This window comes from Bordetella genomosp. 1 (assembly GCF_002261335.1).
GTDB lineage: Bacteria > Pseudomonadota > Gammaproteobacteria > Burkholderiales > Burkholderiaceae_B > Bordetella.
This window is the reverse complement of the sequence record NZ_NEVL01000007.1, coordinates 182355-200351: the sequence shown is the minus strand read 5'-3', so window position 1 is coordinate 200351 and position 17997 is coordinate 182355. Positions and strand designations below refer to the sequence as shown.

The 17997-nt window shown below is 71.0% G+C and carries 13 protein-coding genes; 3 read left to right on the top strand and 10 right to left on the bottom strand.

The annotated features are described in order from the left end of the window. Positions 1-80 precede the first annotated feature (80 nt). Both CEG14_RS25125 and uvrA read right to left on the bottom strand, forming a co-directional pair. The gene (locus CEG14_RS25125; protein ID WP_094829151.1) at positions 81-740 is read right to left on the bottom strand and encodes a glutathione S-transferase family protein; all 660 of its coding nucleotides are present in this window, start codon (positions 738-740) and stop codon (positions 81-83) included. Between the two features lie 73 nt (positions 741-813). Continuing rightward, positions 814-3672 carry an excinuclease ABC subunit UvrA gene (gene uvrA / locus CEG14_RS25120; RefSeq protein ID WP_094829150.1) on the bottom strand — a complete coding sequence of 953 codons (2859 nt, stop codon included), beginning with the start codon at positions 3670-3672 and terminating at the stop codon, positions 814-816. A 481-nt stretch (positions 3673-4153) separates the two neighbouring features. On the opposite strand from uvrA, the gene CEG14_RS25115 reads away from it, so the two are divergent. Further along, positions 4154-5338, top strand: a complete 1185-nt coding sequence (locus CEG14_RS25115; RefSeq protein ID WP_094829149.1) for an MFS transporter — start codon at positions 4154-4156, stop codon at positions 5336-5338. A 239-nt stretch (positions 5339-5577) separates the two neighbouring features. Then, on the top strand, positions 5578-6084 hold the full coding sequence (ssb, locus tag CEG14_RS25110; protein ID WP_094829148.1) for a single-stranded DNA-binding protein: 507 nt from the start codon (positions 5578-5580) through the stop codon (positions 6082-6084). Positions 6085-6165: 81 nt separating this feature from the next. Here ssb and CEG14_RS25105 read toward each other — a convergent pair whose 3' ends face one another. The 6 genes from CEG14_RS25105 to CEG14_RS25080 form a co-directional block, all read right to left on the bottom strand. Beyond that, positions 6166-6834 (bottom strand): glutamine cyclotransferase, encoded by a 669-nt coding sequence (locus tag CEG14_RS25105; RefSeq protein ID WP_218831362.1) that lies wholly within the window; start codon positions 6832-6834, stop codon positions 6166-6168. A 9-nt stretch (positions 6835-6843) separates the two neighbouring features. Next, positions 6844-8058, bottom strand: coding sequence for a hypothetical protein (locus CEG14_RS25100; RefSeq protein ID WP_094829147.1), 1215 nt, complete (start codon positions 8056-8058; stop codon positions 6844-6846). Between the two features lie 129 nt (positions 8059-8187). Then, the gene (locus CEG14_RS25095; RefSeq protein WP_094829146.1) at positions 8188-8466 is read right to left on the bottom strand and encodes a DUF1427 family protein; all 279 of its coding nucleotides are present in this window, start codon (positions 8464-8466) and stop codon (positions 8188-8190) included. A 105-nt stretch (positions 8467-8571) separates the two neighbouring features. Continuing rightward, positions 8572-9009 carry a DoxX family protein gene (locus CEG14_RS25090; RefSeq protein WP_373454234.1) on the bottom strand — a complete coding sequence of 146 codons (438 nt, stop codon included), beginning with the start codon at positions 9007-9009 and terminating at the stop codon, positions 8572-8574. After that, complete coding sequence (locus CEG14_RS25085) at positions 9009-10871, bottom strand: amidohydrolase (protein ID WP_094829145.1); 1863 nt, start codon at positions 10869-10871, stop codon at positions 9009-9011. The genes CEG14_RS25090 and CEG14_RS25085 overlap by 1 nt, the downstream gene beginning before the upstream one ends. A 70-nt stretch (positions 10872-10941) precedes the next feature. Continuing rightward, complete coding sequence (locus CEG14_RS25080; RefSeq protein WP_094829144.1) at positions 10942-11634, bottom strand: hydrolase; 693 nt, start codon at positions 11632-11634, stop codon at positions 10942-10944. Positions 11635-12061: 427 nt separating this feature from the next. On the opposite strand from CEG14_RS25080, the gene CEG14_RS25075 reads away from it, so the two are divergent. Continuing rightward, positions 12062-12715, top strand: a complete 654-nt coding sequence (locus tag CEG14_RS25075; protein ID WP_094829143.1) for a response regulator transcription factor — start codon at positions 12062-12064, stop codon at positions 12713-12715. Here CEG14_RS25075 and CEG14_RS25070 read toward each other — a convergent pair whose 3' ends face one another. Both CEG14_RS25070 and CEG14_RS25065 read right to left on the bottom strand, forming a co-directional pair. Beyond that, entirely contained in the window at positions 12716-16981 is a 4266-nt protein-coding gene (locus tag CEG14_RS25070) for a trifunctional serine/threonine-protein kinase/ATP-binding protein/sensor histidine kinase (protein ID WP_094829142.1), read from the bottom strand. A gap of 211 nt (positions 16982-17192) precedes the next feature. After that, complete coding sequence (locus tag CEG14_RS25065) at positions 17193-17930, bottom strand: SDR family oxidoreductase (RefSeq protein ID WP_094829141.1); 738 nt, start codon at positions 17928-17930, stop codon at positions 17193-17195. Between the last annotated feature and the right edge of the window lie 67 nt (positions 17931-17997).

Here is a 17997-nt window from a genome sequence, read left to right as displayed (position 1 = left end):
GGGCCGGTGCGGCGTAACCGACTGCGAGGTCGGTAGATGGCGGGCCGCCCGCGCTGGTTGCGCGGACAACCTTCCAGGCTTCAACGATGCGTGCGGTACGGCTCGTCGATGGCGACGAAGGTCTGTTCGGCCAGCGCGCCCTCCGTCCACTCGCGCATGGCGGGCAGGTCGAGCACGGCGTCCATGTAGTCGCGCACCGGGCCGGCTGCGGCCACGCCGTAGGTGGTGAAGCGCGACACGATGGGCGCATAGAACGCGTCGGCGATGCTGAAGCGGCCGAACAGGAATGGACCGCCCTGGCCGAACTCGGCGCGGGTGTCCTGCCAGATGGCCTGCACGCGCGAGATGTCTTGCTGGGCGGCGCCGAGGTCGATGCCGGGCAGGTGCGCCTCGATGTTCATGGGCATCAGCGAGCGCAGCTGGCCGAAGCCGCTGTGCATCTGCGCGGAGATCGAGCGGGCGCGTGCGCGGGTGCGCGGATCGGCGGGCCACAGGGCGAGCTCCGGATGGCGCTCGGCCGCGTATTCGCAGATGGCCAGCGAGTCCCAGACGGCGAAGTCGCCGTCGAGCAGGACCGGCACCAGGCCGGCCGGCGTGATGCGGCCGAGCTGGGCGGCGAAGTCGTCGGTGCACAGACCGAGTTTGCGCTCCTCGAACGGCACGCCGGCGGCGCGCAGCGCGAGCCAGGCCCGCAAGGACCAGGAGGAATAATTCTTGTTGCCGATGAACAGGGTGTACATAAGCCAGCCGTCTGGAAGCGCGCCACGGGCGCGAAGCACGGGCCGGCGGCGAGCCGGCCCGCAGACGGGCAGTCTACTTGCTTTTCCTGTGCCCGAGCACGCGCGCGAGGTAGTGGCCGGTATGGCTTTCGGCGCTGTCGGCCACGACTTCCGGCGTGCCCTGCGCCACCACCCGGCCGCCGCCGTCGCCGCCTTCCGGGCCCATGTCGACGAGCCAGTCGGCGGTCTTGATGACGTCGAGGTTGTGCTCGATGATCAGCACGGTGTTGCCGCTCTCGACCAGCTGGTTCAGGACCTCGAGCAGCAGCTCGATGTCGCGGAAATGCAGGCCCGTGGTGGGCTCGTCGAGGATGTAGAGCGTGCGCCCGGTGCTGCGGCGCGAGAGCTCGAGCGACAGCTTCACGCGCTGCGCCTCGCCGCCCGACAGTGTCGTCGCGCTCTGGCCCAGCCGGATGTATGACAGGCCCACGTCGATCAGGGTCTGCAGCTTGCGCGCGATCGCGGGCACCGACTCGAAGTATTCGAGCGCCTGCTCCACCGTGAGGTCGAGCACCTCGCTGATGTTGCGGCCGCGATAGCGGATCTCCAGCGTTTCGCGGTTGTAGCGCTTGCCGTGGCACACGTCGCACGGCACGTACATGTCGGGCAGGAAGTGCATCTCGACCTTGACCACGCCGTCGCCCTGGCAGGCCTCGCAGCGCCCGCCCTTCACGTTGAAGCTGAAGCGCCCGGGGTCGTAGCCGCGCGTGCGCGCCTCCGGCACGCCGGCGAACAGCTCGCGGATCGGCGTGAACAGGCCGGTGTAGGTGGCCGGGTTGCTGCGCGGCGTGCGGCCGATGGGGCTCTGGTCGACGCTGATGATCTTGTCGAAGTTTTCCAGGCCGGTGATGTTGGCGTAGGGGGCGGGCTCGCCCTGGGCGTGGTTGAGCTGGCGGGCCAGCGCCACCGCGAGCGTGTCGTTGACCAGGGTCGATTTGCCCGAGCCCGACACGCCGGTCACGCACACCAGCCGGCCGGCCGGGATGCGCAGCTCCACCGACTTGAGGTTGTTGCCGGTGGCGCCGCTGAGCGTGAGCCACGGCAGCTCGTCGTCGACGGGGCGGCGCTTGGGGATCGCAATCGCGCGCGCGCCGCTCAGGTACTGGCCGGTGAGGGACTGGGGATCGCGCTGCACGTCCTTGGGCGTGCCCTGCGCCACCACCTGGCCGCCGTGCTCGCCGGCACCGGGGCCCATGTCCACCACCCAGTCGGAGGCGCGGATCATGTCTTCGTCGTGTTCGACCACGATCACGCTGTTGCCCAGGTCGCGCAGGTGCTGCAGCGTGCCGATCAGGCGATCGTTGTCGCGCTGGTGCAGGCCGATCGAAGGCTCGTCCAGCACATACATCACGCCGGTCAGGCCCGAGCCGATCTGGCTCGCCAGCCGGATGCGCTGGGCCTCGCCGCCGGAGATGGTGTCGGCGCTGCGGTCGAGCGAGAGATAGTTGAGCCCGACGTTGTTCAGGAAGCTCAGGCGCGCCTCGATCTCGCGCACGATGCGCTGCGCGATCTCCTGCTTGGCGCCGGTCAGGGCGAGCGCCTGGAACCAGGCCAGGCAGGTCGACAGCGGCATCGCCTCGACCTCATAGATCGCGCGGCCATGCTCCTGACCCTGGCGCGGCTCGTCGCCGATTAGCACGTGGCGCGCTTCGGGGCGCAGCCGCGAGCCGCCGCAGTCGGGGCAGGTCTTGATGTTGCGGTACTTGCCCAGCTCTTCGCGCACGGTGGCCGAGTCGGTCTCGCGCCAGCGCCGTTCCAGGTTGGGGATCACGCCCTCGAACGGATGGCGCTTGACGCTGCTGCGGCCCTTCTCGTTGAGGTAGAAGAACGCGATCTCTTCCTCGCCCGAGCCGAACAGCACCTTGTCGCGGATGGCGTCGGGCAGCTCCTCGAAGGCGGTCTCGATGTCGAACTCGTAATGCGTGGCCAGGCTGGTGAGCAGCGAATGCGTGAAGGCGTTGCGCTTGTCCCAGCCGCGGATCGCGCCGGCGGCCAGGCTCAGCTCGGGGAAGGCCACCACGCGCTTGGGATCGAAGAAGCCGACCTGGCCGATGCCATCGCACGAGGGGCAGGCGCCCATGGGGTTGTTGAAGCTGAACAGGCGCGGCTCGAGCTCGGGCAGGCTGTGGCTGCAGACCGGGCAGGCGTAGCGGCTGGAGAAGACCTGTTCGCGGCCGCTGTCGAGATCGAGCGCCAGGGCCCGGCCGTCGGCCAGCCCGAGCGCGGTCTCGAAGCTCTCGGCCAGGCGCTGCTTGCCCTCGGGGCGCACGCGCAGGCGGTCGATCACGACGTCGATGTCGTGCTTCTCGGTTTTCTTGAGCGGCTCCATCTGGTCGATCTCGACCAGCTTGCCGTCCACGCGCAGGCGCACGTAGCCCTGCGCCTGCAGGCTGGCGCATTCGTCTTCGAAGCTGCCTTTCTTGGCGCGCGCGATCGGCGCCAGCACGGCCAGGCGGCTCTCCTCGGGCCAGCCCAGCACCGCGTCGACCATCTGGCTGACGCTCTGCGCCTGCAGCGGCAGGCCGTGGTCGGGACAGTAGGGCGTGCCGACCCGGGCGTAGAGCAGCCGCAGGTAGTCGTGGATCTCGGTGATGGTGCCGACGGTGGAGCGCGGGTTGTGGCCGGCGGCCTTCTGCTCGATCGAGATGGCCGGCGACAGGCCCTCGATCAGGTCCACGTCGGGCTTGTCCATCAGCTGCAGGAACTGGCGCGCGTAGGCCGACAGGCTTTCGACGTAGCGGCGCTGGCCCTCGGCGTAGAGCGTGTCGAACGCGAGCGAAGACTTGCCCGAGCCCGAGAGGCCCGTGACGACCACCAGCCGGTGGCGAGGCAAGTCCAGCGAGACGTTCTTGAGATTGTGGGTGCGTGCACCCCTGATACGTATCTCGTCCATAGCTCTTCCGCGAGTCGCCCGGCGCGCTGACGGCGCACCGGGTTCGGTGTTGCACGGCCCTTTGTCGCTGCCCGGCGGGCGCCGCCGTCCCGGCCATCCTGGTCAGATGGGGGCGGATCGGCGCCAGACCAGCCCGCAGCCGCATCCGGCGTCGGATCATGACGCCGTCGCGTTGCAGGCAGGCGGGACCCGGGCAGAAAGACGGCTGCGGCGTTCGGTGCGGGGCGGAGCCTGACTCGGTCTGCGGTTGCGGCCGCCGCTTGCGCCGCGGCCCAATCCGTACCCACGCCTGCGCCCGCATGCCCGGCGCCGCCTTGCCCTCATCCGGCCCGGTTTAAGCAGTTTCAAAGGCCAACTTGGTACTATAGCGCGCCGATCCCTGCCGTGTATGCGGGCCTGGCGGCCGGTCCCTCGGGGCGCGGCCGGGGCCGTGCCGTCGCCGGGGCCGCGTTTCTGTTTTCCTGTTCCGCCCCAAATTTCCATGGCAGCCCATCCCACGCTGAAACTGACCCCATCCGAGCGCCGCGCGAGCGTCGCGCTGGCGGGCCTGTTCGCCTGTCGCATGCTGGGGCTGTTCCTGCTGCTGCCGGTGTTCGCCGTGGCCGCCAAGGGCCTGCCCGGCGGCGACGATCCGGTGCGCGTGGGCCTGGCGCTGGGCATGTATGGCCTGACGCAGGCCATCATGCAGATTCCGTTCGGACTGGCCTCCGACCGCTGGGGCCGCCGTCCGGTGGTGCTGCTGGGCCTGCTGCTGTTCGTGGCGGGCAGCGTGGTCTGTGCTCTGGCCGACGACGTGTTCTGGATTACCGTGGGGCGCGCGATCCAGGGCGCCGGCGCCATCTCGGCCGCCGTCACCGCCTGGCTGGCCGATGCCACCCGCGACGAGGTGCGCACCCGCGCCATGGCCATGGTGGGCGCCTCCATCGGCCTGTCGTTCGCGCTGTCGCTGGTGCTCGCACCGGTGCTGGTCGGCGCCTGGGGCCTGCACGGCCTGTTCTGGACCATCGCCTGCCTGGGCCTGGCTTGCCTCGCCGTGGCGCGCTGGGTCGTGCCCGTGGTGCCGCGCACCGGCGCCCGCACCATGAACGCCAGCCCGCGCGAGGTGCTGCTGCACGGCGACCTGTTGCGGCTGAATTTCGGCGTGTTCGTGCTGCACTTGATCCAGGTGGCGCTGTTCGTGGTCGTGCCGGCGCTGCTGCTGAAGCTGGGCGACCTGCCGGCGCAGTCGCTCTGGCACGTCTACCTGCCGGTGATCCTGGTCTCGTTCGTGTTGATGGTGCCGGTGGTGTTCGTCGCCGAGAAGCGGCGCGCGCACCGGGGCGCGCTGCGTGCGTCGGTGGCGCTGCTGATCCTGGTCTGTGCGCTGCTGCCCGCGGCCGCCGGGGCCGGCTTCTACCCGCTGGTCCTGGCGCTCACGGGCTTTTTCGTGGCATTCAACGTGCTGGAGGCGCTGCAGCCTTCGCTGGTGTCGCGCGTGGCGCCCCAGGCCTACAAGGGCCTGGCGCTGGGCTTCTACAACACCGCCCAGGCCGCGGGCCTGTTCACCGGCGGCCTGCTGGGCGGCTGGATTGCCGCCCATGCCGGCGCCGGCGGCGTGTTCTGGGCCGCGGCGGCGCTGTCGCTGCTGTGGCTCGCCGTCACCTGGGCGCTCAAGCCCCTGGCCTGAGGCGGCCGCAAGGGCGGTTACAAAACCGTGCTTCCCGTGTCCCGCTCCGGCTTTGCGGGCGGGCCGCGAATCGTCGATAATGACGGTCAAATCCAGGTTTCTCCCCGTGACGCCGGTTTCCTGTCCGAAACCGGCGTGTTCGTTGAGGCCTGACCCATTCAGCATTTACCGTTGTGCGCCGCCGGTGCCGTCCTCCGGGGGCGGGGCGGGGAGCACACAACCATAGAGGGACATCGGTCATGGCATCGGTCAATAAAGTGATTCTCGTCGGCAACCTGGGGCGCGACCCCGAGGTGCGCTACAGCCCGGATGGCGCCGCCATCTGCAACGTCTCGATCGCCACCACCAGCCAGTGGAAAGACAAGGCGAGCGGCGAGCGCCGCGAAGAAACCGAATGGCACCGCGTCGTCATGTACAACCGCCTGGCCGAAATCGCCGGCGAATACCTGAAGAAGGGCCGCTCGGTCTACATCGAAGGCCGCCTCAAGACCCGCAAGTGGCAAGACAAGGACACCGGCGCTGACCGCTACAGCACCGAAATCGTCGCCGACCAGATGCAGATGCTCGGCGGCCGCGAAGGCGGCGGCGACAGCAGCTACGGCGGTGGCGGCGGCTACGACGAGGCCCCGCAGCAGCGCCAGCAGCGCGCCCCGGCGCCCCAGCGCCCGGCCCAGCAGCAATCGCGCCCGGCCCCGGCTCCCGCCGGCGCCAACCTGGCCGACATGGACGACGATATTCCGTTCTGATCGCTGCCTGCCTCCGGCACAAAGCCGAAGCCCGGCCTCTCGCAAGAGGGCCGGGCTTTTCGTTGGGCGGTCGGACTGCGGTCAGCCGCGCGGGCGGCGCACCGCGCGCACCAGGCCCTCGTCGCCGCCGCCGCAATAGAAGGTGTCCGCGCCATCCGACTCGAGGCCGGAGACGCCGGTGCCGGGGGGCATGTCGAGCACGCACAGGACCTGGCCGTCGCGCGGGTCGATGCGGCGCAGGTCGCTGGCGTCGTCCTGCCAGGTGCCGTGCCAGAGCTCGCCGTCGACCCAGCTCACGCCGGTGACGTGGCGGGTGGAGGGCAGGCTGCGCAGCACCTCGCCGGTGTCGGGCCGGACCTGCAGGATGCGGTCTTCGTGGTAGCGGCCGATCCAGAGAAAGCCCTCGGCCCAGGCCATGCCGGAGTTCTGGCCGTCGCCGGGCGCGGGCACGGAGCCGACGACCTCGCCGCTGTCGAGCGCGATCTTCTGGATGCGGTCGCCGGCGATCTGGTAGAGGTGCTTGCCGTCGAAGGCCGTGCCGGCGTCGGCGGGCAGGTCCAGGTGGCGCACCTGCCGGCCGCTGCCGGGGTCGAAGGCGCGCAGGCCGTCGTCGGCGGCGAACCAGACGTGGTGGCCGTCGTGGGTGACGCCGTGCACGCCGGGCACCTCGGGAAAGCGATATTCACGCAGGATCTGCGCGGGGGACTGCCGTTGCGGGGTGGTCATGATGCCTCCGTTCGTGGGGTTCATGGCGCCATCCTATTGCGGCGGCGTCACCGGCGGGAGTAACAAGCGTGGCGCGAAGCCGGGCAGCGGCGCGATGCGCCAGCGTCGCGTCCGGCCCCGGCCATAGGGGAGCGCCAGGCCTTCGGCCGCGAGCGCGTCGAGCGCGCGCTGCACGCTGCGCTGGCTGGTGGACAGCGCCAGGGCGAGCGCGGAGCTGGACCAGGCCTGGCCGTCGGCGAGCAGGGCCTGCACCGCGCCATGGCGCTCGTTGCCGGGCCAGGTCAGCACGGCGGCGCGCTGCGCCGGCGCGAGACGCAACGCGTAGCCCGCGCCGCTGGCCTCGATGCGCGCCGCGCCGGGCAGCAGGGGGCGCAGGCGGCCGAGCTCGACGCGCAGGCGGGCACGCAGCGTGTCGTCGGCGTCGCGGATGCGGAAGGCACGCTGGATCAGGGCCTCGCGCGGCACGACGGCGGGCCAGGCCTCGGCGAGCGTGCGCACCAGCGTGAACAGGACCGGGCGGGTTGCGAGCGCAACCGTGGTGTCGCGGGAGTGCACCGCCAGTCGGCACGCGTCGACCAGCCAGCGGCCCTGCCGCACCTGCACCAGTTGCGCCAGCGTGACCGGCCGCGGTGCGGCGCCGTCGCGCAGCAGCGCCATGGGCAGCGCGAGCAGGCGCCTCGCCGCCTCGATTTCGCGCGTCAGCGTGGCGATGCCGGCGGCATGCGCGTCGTGGCGCGCCTGGTCTAGCGCGCGCTCGGTGAGGGCGGGCTCGAAGGCGCGCAGCGCCAGCTCGGCCCGCACCAGCGAACGCATCGCGCGCCAGGCGGGCGGCAGGCGCGCCGTATCGAGCGCGTCCAGGATCTGGCGGGCGGCGTCGGCGCGGCCGATCAGCGTGAGCCGGCGCGCGGCCAGCAGGCGGCCGTGAACCGCATTGAGCATGTCGCCGTGGCGCGCGAGCACCTCGCAGGCCGCGGCCAGCGTGGTGGTGTCGTGATCGAGGTGGCGCGCGGCCAGTGCGACGTCGGCGAGCGCGACGACGCAGCGCGCGCGTTCCGGGCTGTCGGCGTGGCTGGCCTTGGCCGCGCGCTGCAGCAGGCGGCGCGCGTGCTCCAGCTCGCCGATCTGCGCCAGCGCGCTGCCGCGCAGGGCGAGCGCGGGCGCGTCGTCACGGGCAGCGAGATGATTGAGCGCGTCGAGCGGTGCGCCGCCGGCGAGGGCGCGGGCGGCCGCCGCGATCATCGGATCCATGGGCGGGCGAGGCGAGGGCGGATCCGCTCAATCTAGCATGCCGGCGCGGGCTCCGTAGCGCCCCGCGCGCGGCGTTCGCGGCCACGAGGGCGGGCCCGTGCCGCCTCGTCGCGACGCCAGCAGGCGCGCTCAGGCCGCCGGGCCGTCTTCCTTGCGCGCGGGCGCCGCGGCCAGCGGTTTGGGCGGCGTGCCGGTGATCTTGGGCACGCATTCGGAATGGAACCAGGAGATGGTGACCGGTTCGCCGGCGATCCAGCGCTTGACCGGCGGCACCACCTGTTCGCCGACCAGCATGCCCAGCAGCCCCAGCAGGGCCACGGCCGGCGGCGCGGGCGAGCGCACCTGCATGAGCGCGTAGATGACGCCGACCAGCACGCCGGCACCCAGGGAAACGAGATAGATCTTCATGACAGCCTCGACGGAAAGTGTCGTTATGCGGGGTTGGCGGCGCGCGCGGCGCCGCGCTGCGGCGCAATGGTTGCGCGCGCAAACAACGGAAAGGAGAGGAGGCGCTCAGGCATGGACTGTGCGCCAGTCATTGCGGGCGCGACGCGCGCGCAGGTCGAGCCAGGCCACCAGCAGCAGCGCGCCGACCAGGCCAATGTGCTCGAAGAACGCATTGGTCATCATGAAGCGCGCCTCGGCGGGGGCCTCCCAGAAGCGATTCGCCATGAAGGTGGCGGCCAGCGTGAAGCCGGCCAGCGCGAGCGCGCCGAGCCAGCGCTGGCGGCCCCAGACGATGAGCGCGGGGGCGCCCAGTTCGAGCACGATGGTGAGCGCCGCGGCCACGGCGGGCAGCGGCAGGCCGAAGTGCTGCATCTCGGCCACGGCGCCGCCGAAGTCGAACAGCTTGACCAGCCCGCCCTGGATGTAGGCGGCGCACAGCAGCAACAGCGCCAGCCGTGGCAGGCTGGCCCCGCGTGCCGGGTGGGACAAGGGGGCCGCCACGATCAGAACGCCCAGCAGGAGCAGCCCAGGGCGCCCCAGAAGCTGTTCTGGTCGGAGACCGGCGCCTCGTTGCCCCACGCGTGCGCGTGGCCGTGCACGCCGCAGCGGGTGCTGCATGCGCACAGCGACTTCATCGCCGCGCCGCGCGTGGCCAGTTGCGGCCGGGGCGCGTAGCCGCCGTGATGGCGCGCGGGCGACCAGTCGGGCATGGCCGGCGGCAGCTCGGGGGCGAGGTCGCGGAACTCGTCGCTGCCGTGCACCACGGTGCCGCCCAGCACGGTCAGCACCGACGTGATGTCCTGGATCTCGTCGCCGGGCACGCTGAAGTAGTCGGCCGAGAGCACGGCCAGGTCGGCCAGCTGGCCGATCTTGATCTGGCCCTTCTTGCCCACTTCGGTCGAGAACCAGGTGTTGGCCTCGGTCCACAGGCGCAGGGCCGTGTCGCGGTCGAGCACGTTGGCCTGCGGATAGAGCGACATGCCGCCCACGGTCTTGCCGGTGGTGAGCCAGTAGAGCGAGACCCACGGGTTGTAGGAGGCCACGCGGGTGGCGTCGGTGCCGGCGCCGACCTTCACGCCGCGCTCGAGCATGCGCTTGATCGGCGGCGTGGCCTCGGCCGCGCGCGAGCCGTAGCGCTCCACGAAATACTCGCCCTGATAGGCCATGCGATGCTGCACGGCGATGCCGCCGCCCAGCGCGGCGATGCGGTCGATGTTGCGGTCGGTGATGGTTTCGGCGTGATCGAAGAACCAGTTCAGGCCCTCGAACGGCACGTCGCGCGCCACCTTCTCGTACACGTCGAGCGCGCGCGAGATGGTCTCGTCATAGGTCGCGTGCAGGCGCCACGGCCAGCGCTTCTCGGCCAGCAGGCGCACCACGGGTTCGAGATCGGCTTCCATCGACGGTGCCATCTCGGGGCGTTCGACGCGGAAGTCCTCGAAGTCGGCGGCGGTGTAGACCAGCATCTCGCCGGCGCCGTTGTGGCGGTAGAGGTCATCGCCCTGGCCGGGCTGGACCGTGTTGGACCAGTTCTTGAAGTCCTGCAGCTCTTCCTTGGGCTTCTGGGTGAACAGGTTGTAGGCCAGGCGCACCGTGAGCTGGCCTTCCTTGTGCAGTTCTTCGATGACCTGGTAGTCGTCGGGATAGTTCTGGAAGCCGCCGCCGGCGTCGATCACGCCAGTCACGCCGAGCCGGTTGACCTCGCGCATGAAGTGGCGCGTCGAGTTCTTCTGGTATTCGGCCGGCAGCTTGGGGCCCTTGGCCAGCGTGGAATACAGAATGGTGGCGTTCGGCTTGGCCAGCAGCAGGCCGGTGGGATTGCCGGCGCTGTCGCGGATGATCTCGCCGCCCGCGGGGTTCGGCGTGTCCTTGGTGTAGCCCACGGCGCGCAGCGCGGCGCCGTTGAGCAGGGCGCGGTCATACAGATGCAGGATGAACACCGGCGTGTCGGGCGCGGCGGCGTTCAGCTCTTCGATGGTGGGCAGCCGCTTCTCGGCGAACTGGTGCTCGGTGAACCCGCCCACCACGCGCACCCATTGCGGCGCGGGCGTGCGGTCGGCCTGCTCCTTGAGCATGCGCATGGCGTCGGCCAGCGAGCGCACGCCGTCCCAGCGCAGTTCGAGGTTGTAGTTCAGGCCGCCACGGATGATGTGCATGTGGCTGTCGATCAGGCCGGGAATCGCGCGGCGTCCCTGCAGATCGACCACGCGCGTGGCCGGGCCGGCGGTGCGCATGATGTCGTCGCGTTCGCCCACGGCGCTGAAACGGCCATCCTGGATCGCCACGGCGCTGGCCTGCGGATTCTGGCGGTCCAGGGTGGCGAACTTGCCGTTGATCAGGATGAGGTCGGGGGTGGTCTGTGTCATGAGGTTCTCCGGGCGTGCCACCGCGCCCCGGAGGGCGCGGCGGTGTTTCAGCGTCGGGGCGGCGCGGGGTTCAGCGAACCGGCGCGGCCACCGGAGCGATCGCTTCGTGGTTCGTCTTGGTGCGTTGCTTGGCCTTGTGGACCATCGTGTAGGCATAGTCGACGCCCATGCCGTAGGCGCCGGAGTGCTCCTTGGCGATGGCCATCACGGCGTCGTAGGAGTCGCGGCGGGCCCAGTCGCGTTGCCATTCCAGCAACACCTGCTGCCACGTCACGGGCACCACGCCGGCCTGAACCATACGCTGGATCGCCATGTCGTGCGCTTCCTTCGAGGTGCCGCCGGAGGCGTCGGTGACCATGTAGATCTCGTAGTCGCCTTCCAGCATCGCGCACAGCGCGAAGGTGGTGTTGCAGACTTCGGTCCAGAGGCCGGCCACGACGACCTTCTTGCGGCCATTGGCGGCCAGCGCGTCGCGCACCTTCTGGTCATCCCACGAGTTCATCGAGGTGCGCTCCAGCACTTTCTGCTCCGGGAACACATCGAGCAGCTCGGGATAGGTATAACCGGAGAACGACTCGGTTTCCACGGTCGTGATGACGGTGGGGATGTCGAACACCTTGGCGGCCTTGGCCAGGCCGACGACGTTGTTCTTCAGCGTCTGGCGGTCCAGCGACTGCACGCCGAAGGCCATCTGGGGCTGGTGATCGATGAAGATGATCTGACTGTTCTGGGGGGTCAGTACTTCGAGTTTCGGATTGGACATGATGAGGAACCTCGGAGGTCGAATGGAGTGGCCCGCGGCGCTGCGAATGGGCGCGCCACGTGGCGGGCGGCGGCGCGTGCACGTCCGCAAGCCCGGCCAGAGACTAGAGCGGCGCGCGGGCGCGGACCATTGTTCGTTGGTATTACCCCGCCGCGCGCGGCGTGAGACGCGCGTCTTGCCTGGGCCGCCCTGCCCGGCATGCGCCATGCCGGTGCACGCCGGGGCGCACCGGCTGCGCACGGGCGGCCGGCTCATCCAAAGGTATGAGATCGGGCACCTGCAACGGATTGTTCGATTGCGTGCGCAAGCAATCGTCGCAGATATAATTCGGCACCGGCTTTCAGGGGGATCGGTGCTGCCCGAATCACGTCGGCGGCCACCTGTTTTCTCCGGTCCTTCGACCTGAAAGCGAGCAGGAGATCCGAGCGTGCGTGTCCCCAATGCCGAAGGCGGCGAAGCCCTGGTCCTGATCGTCGACGATGATGCCGATCTGCGTACGGCGCTGGGCAGCCTGCTGCGTTCCGTGGGATTGCAGGTTGCGCTCTACGGCTCGGCCGCCGAGTTGCTCGATGCCCCGCTGCCCGACGTGCCCAGCTGCCTGCTGCTCGACGTGCGCCTGCGCGGCCCCAGCGGACTGGAACTCCAGACGCGGCTGCGCCTGCAGGGCGTGCACGTGCCCATCATCTTCATGACCGGCTATGGCGACATCGCCATGACCGTGACCGCCATGAAGGGCGGCGCCGAGGATTTCCTCACCAAGCCCTTTCGCGACCAGGACCTGCTCGATGCCGTGGCGGCCGCGCTCGAGAAAGACCGGCTGCGCCGGCAGCAGTCGCGCCGCGCCGACGAGATCCGCGCCAATTACCAGACCCTCACGCCGCGCGAGAGCGAGGTGATGGGCCTGGCCGTGCGCGGGCTGCTCAACAAGCAGATCGCCGGCGAGATCGGCATCAGCGAGGTCACCGTCAAGATCCACCGCGGCCAGGCGATGCGCAAGATGCGGGCGCGCACCTTCGCCGACCTGGTGCTGATGGCACAGCAGCTCGGCATCTGCGAAGCCGCGCTCGACACCGAGGCCTGATCAGCCGATCGCCGCGTCCAGCAGCGGCAGGCAAAAGCGCAGGCGTGCGCCCGAGGGCGCCTGCGTGGCCGCCTCCAGCGTGCCGCCATGCGCCTCGATCATCGAACGGCAGATCGCCAGGCCCATGCCCAGCCCATGGGCCTTGGTGGTGAAGAACGGATCGAAGACCCGTTCCAGCACCGCCTCCGGAATGCCGCTGCCCTGGTCCGCCACGCTGACCCAGACCTCGCCCGGCCGCAGCGCCGAACACACGGTGAGCACGCGCTGGTCGGCGGCGGTGTCGGCCATGGCGTCGAGCGCATTGGTGACGAGATTGAGCACGACCTGCTGCAGCTGCACGCGGTCCGCGTTGACCCGCGCCATGCCGGCCTGCAGGTCCAGCACCAGCCGCACGCCGCGCGCATCGATGTCTTCGCGCACCATCTCCACGACCTCGCGCACGATGCCGTCGGGCTGCTGCGGCGCCATCACGGCGGGCGCCTGGCGCGCCAGCGCCCGCAGGGCGCGCACGATGTCCGCGGCGCGCATGGCGTTGTGCCTGACGTGCGCCAGCCCCTCGAGCGCCTCGCCGATGTCAGGCGTGGCGCGCGCGAGCCAGCGCTTGCTGGCATCGACCGAGGACACGACGGCGGTGAGCGGCTGGTTGATCTCGTGGGCGATCGATGCGGCCAGGCTGCCCATGGTGGTGAGATGCGAGGTGCGTGCCAGCTCGGCGCGCGCGTTGCGCAGGCTCGCCTCGGCCTGCGTGCGGCGGCTGTTCTGCTCGATCAGCTCCGCATAGAGCCGCGCCGTTTCGAGGCTGAGCGCGACCTGCGGCGCGAGCACTTCCAGGCCGGCGGTGCGGCGCGCGTCGAACACGCGCGGCGCGAGATTGTTTTCCAGGTAGCAGGCGCCGATCAGCGCGCCGCCGCGGATCAGGGGCAGGCACAGCACGGAGCGCAGCGGCTTGGCGCCCAGCGGGCCGAACAGCGAAGGCGCTTCGAGCGCCGCGTCGGCCAGCACCAGCGTCTTGCGGGTGCGCAGCACGTTGTCGAGCACCGCCAACGGCAGCGCCTGTTCGGTGGGCTCGGCCGGCGCGACCGTGACGGCCACGCTGCCGTCAACCACGCGGCCCGCGGCCTCGATGCGCGGCGTGCCGTCGTGCAGCAGCAGCAACAGGCCGTAGTCGGCGCCGGCGTGCACGATCAGGTTGCTCATCAAGGTCTGGACCAGACGGTCCATCACGACCTCGCCGGACAGGGCCTGGGCCGCCTTCAGCCCGGTCTCCCAGTCGAGGCCGCCGCCATGCGCGAGCAGCGAGGCGCCGCCGTGGCGGCCGCGTTCGAACACCGGGTGCGCGCGCGCCAGCCGTGCCTCCTTCTCGTCGGCGCCCCAGCGGCGGTAGGCGTCGGTGGCGGCCTGCAGGTGCTGGCGGCCGGCCGTGACGAGGCCGTGGGCCTCGCACAGCAGCGTGGCGAACTCGTGGGCCAGCGCCTCTTCGTGCACGAAGCCCGCGGTGGCCGCGCTGTTGGCCGATTGCTCGTAGCGCACGAGCGCGGTCAGCGCATCGCCGCGCAGGCGTGCCTGTTCGGCCTCGATCAGCAGCAGCTTGTTGCGGAAGGTCAGCGGGTTGAGCGTGGCCCACTGCGTGAAGCGCGTGTTGCATGCGTGCAGCGCCGACTCGGCCTCGGCGCGGCGGTCGGGCTCGCTGCTGTGCGCCAGCGCGAGCGCGAGGAACAGGCGGCAATCGGCCACGTTGATGTGGGCCGGCGCCGACCAGATCAGGTCGCGCGCGGCCATCAGCGGCGCGAGCGCGCCGTCCCAGTCGCGCAGGTAGACCCGCGCCATGCCGTCGTAGAGCTGGATCCAGAAGCGCGTGGGCTGCGAGCGGGTCTGGCGCAGGCGTGCTTCTTGCACGCCCGGCCCGGCGTCGGCCTCGCCGCGCAGGCGCTGCACGAAGTGGCGCTGCGATTCGAGGATCAGCTCGATGTCGAGGTACTGGATCATGCGGGTGTAGGCGAGCCCGCGTTCGATCTCCTCGTCGACCAGGCGCAGGTGTTCGCCCATCACCAGCAGGTCGGAGACGATGTGGTTGCAGGCATAGCAGGCCATGCCGATGTCGCCGGAGGCCGCGCCCTGGCGGCGCGCGCGCTGCGCCTGTTCGAGCGCGTAGGTGAGCGGCATGGTCCAGGGGCTGACCTGGTCGAGCGCCACCAGCGCGCCGATGCGCTCCGCCTCGAAGCCGTGATGTTCGGCCATGTCGAGCGCGGCCATGCCGCAGGCCAGCCCGTCTTCATACTCGTCGTACAGACTGGCGATGAACACGCCGAACCAGGCCAGCCCGTAGGGCGATTCGGAGGTGACGCCGTGCGCCAGCGTGAGCTCGACCATCTTGGCCACGTGCAGGAAGCTCAGGCCGTCGGTGACGAACAGGGAGGAGACCAGCGTGGCCAGCAGGTCCATCGCGACCTGGACGCGCCGGTCGTCGGTCGCGGGCAGCCGCGCGAGGCTGGCGAGGGGGCGTTCGCCGAGTGCGCGCCGCACGGTTTCGCGCGCATGGCGCAGCTGCGCGGGCGAGGGGCCGCGCAGCAGATGCACGTCGAGCAGCGCGAGGCCATCGAGCGCGCTGCCGATGGCCGCTTCGTAATCGGAGCGCACCGTCTGCAGCGTGGCCTGCAGCCGATACACCGCGGCGCGGTCCAGCGCCGGCATGTCGCGTTGGAACAGCGCGCCGATGGCGCGTTCGACCTCGGTGAAGTCGGCATCCGCCAGCAGGCATTCGCAGCGCAGCAGGCTGGCCTCGTAGGCCAGCGCATAGTGGGTCTGCCACCAATCGGGCAGCATCAGGTCCATGGCCGCCGCGACATAGGCGGTGGCCTGGGGCAGCGCGGCCGCGTTGCGCGCGCGGCGGCCGGCGGCCACCAGCGCCTGCGCGAAGCGGGCGCGCTCCGTGGCGTCCGGCAGGTAGCCCTGGGTGTGCTCGATCTGGTTGCAGATCTCGAAGGCGTGGTCGCCGAGCCTTGCCTGCCAGTGTTCGATCATCACCGTGGCGGTGCGGGCGTGCAGCGCCGGGCGCTCGACCTCGCCGATCAGGGCGTAGGCCGATTCGAGCACGCGATCGTGCTGGAACGCGTAGGCGCCGTGCTCGCGCAGCAGCAGGCCGGCGTCCACGAGCGGCTGCAGTTGCGTGCGCAACTGTCCGACCTCGAGCGCGCCCAGGCGCGCCAGCAAGGCTTCGTCGCACCGGGCGCCGACGCAGGCGAGCTGGCGCAGCAGTGCGACGCCGGCCGCCGGCAGGCGCGCGATCCGCCGCATCATCAGGTCCCGCACGCTGTTGCTGTAGCCCTGCAGGCCGAGCTCGGCCTGGGACCAGCGCCAGCTTCCGTCGCGCAGCACCAGCACGCCATCGTCGATCAGGCTGCGCACCAGTTGCAGCGCGAAATAGGGATTGCCGCCGGTCTTGGCATGCACCGCCTGGCCCAAGGCTTCAAGCGATGCGAGCGGCGATTCCAGGGCCTGCGCGATGAACTCGGTGAGCGCGGGCGCGGGCAGCGGCGCGAGCGCGATCTTGGCGATGCGCATCGGGCTGGCGCGGTTGGCGTAGCCGAGCCAGTCGAACGACAGCGGCGCATCGCGCGTGCTGCGGTAGGCCACGACCAGCAGGACATGGCGCGGCGGACGCGCGATGAAGGCGCGCAGGAGCGCCAGCGTGGCGGCATCGGCCCATTGCACGTCGTCGATGAACAGCACCAGGGGCGCGCCGGGCAGCGCGAGCGCGCCCAGCGTGTTGAGCACCGCGCTTTCGAGCCGGTGGCGCGCCTGCGCGGCCGGCGCGTTCGACAGCGGCGCCGTATGGCCGATGACGTGTTCGATCTCCGGCACGAGTTCGGCCACGGCGCGGCCCTGGCCCGCGAGCGCGTGGCGCCAGCGTTCGCGGAGGCGCGCGAGCATGGATTCGTCTTCGCCCAGCAGCCCCAGCGTGACGCCGCGCAGGGCCTGCGCCACCGGTGCGTAGGGCACGTCGTGCTGTTGCAGGTCGCACTTGGCCAGCGCGAGTCGCGCGTGACGCGTGGCGGCCAGCCGCAAGAACTGCTCGGCCAGCGCCGACTTGCCGCCGCCCGCCGCGCCGGCGATCGCCACCAGCTCGGCCTCGCCGCCTTCCGCGACGCGTTGCAGGGCGTCGCCGAGGATGCGGGCCTCGTCGGCGCGCGCGATCAGCGCGGGGGCGCCGTGCCGCGCGGCGGACGCGGGCGAGGCAGGGGCGGGGAGCGGGGAGGGGCTGGGCATCGTGGGCGTGCGCGAACGGCCCGGCCGCGGGGCGGCCGGAATGGCCCGATTCTAACGACACCGCGTGGCACGCTGCAGCCCCACCCCATCCAGGAAGATGTCAGGTGCGGCCGGCGAGGTGCGGCCGGCGAGGTGCGGCCTGCAAGGTGCGGCCGGCGAGGTGCGGGGTGCGGCCAGCGACGCGCGGCGACGCGGGCCGCCCGCCCTCGCGTCAGGCCACGCCGCCGTTGGCGCGGATCACCTGGCCGTTGATCCAGCCCGAGGCCGGGCTGGCGAGGAAGGCGACCACCTCGGCGATGTCGTCGGGCTGGCCCAGGCGCTCGAGCGGGGGCAGCTTGGTGAAGTGCGCGACCTGCTCGGCCGTCTTGCCCTGCAGGAACAGCTCGGTCGCCACCGGGCCGGGTGCCACCGCGTTCACCGTGATGTTGCGGCCGCGCATCTCCTTGGCATAGACCTGCGTGAAGGCCTCCACCGCGGCCTTGCTGGCGTTGTAGATGGCGTAGCCCGGCAGGGCCAGCGCCAGCGCGGTGGTCGAGAAATTGATCACGCGTCCGCCGTCGGCCAGCCGCGTGGCGGCCGCGCGCAGCGTGTTGAAGGTGCCGCGCGTGTTGATGTCGAAGATCCGTGCGTACTGCTCGTCGGTGTATTGCGCAACGGGCTGGGTGGAGATCACGCCCGCGTTGTTCACCAGGATGTCGAGCCGGCCATAGGTGTCGTGGGCGGCGTCGAAGAGGGCGTCGACATCGGCGGCCCGGGAGACGTCGCCGCGCACCGCCAGCGCACGGCCGCCGGCGGCCTCGATGGCCTGCACGACGGCGTTGGCCTCGTCGGCACGCGACGCGTAGTTGACCAGCACGGCGTGGCCGGCCTGGGCAAGGCGGGTGGCGATGCGGGCGCCGATGCCGCGCGAGGCGCCGGTCACGAGGGCGACGGAAGGGGAGGAGGTCATGGTGTGCTCTTGGAGTGTCGTGGGCGGCCGGAGGGCCGCCTGCCGTGACCGTATCTTGCATCATTCC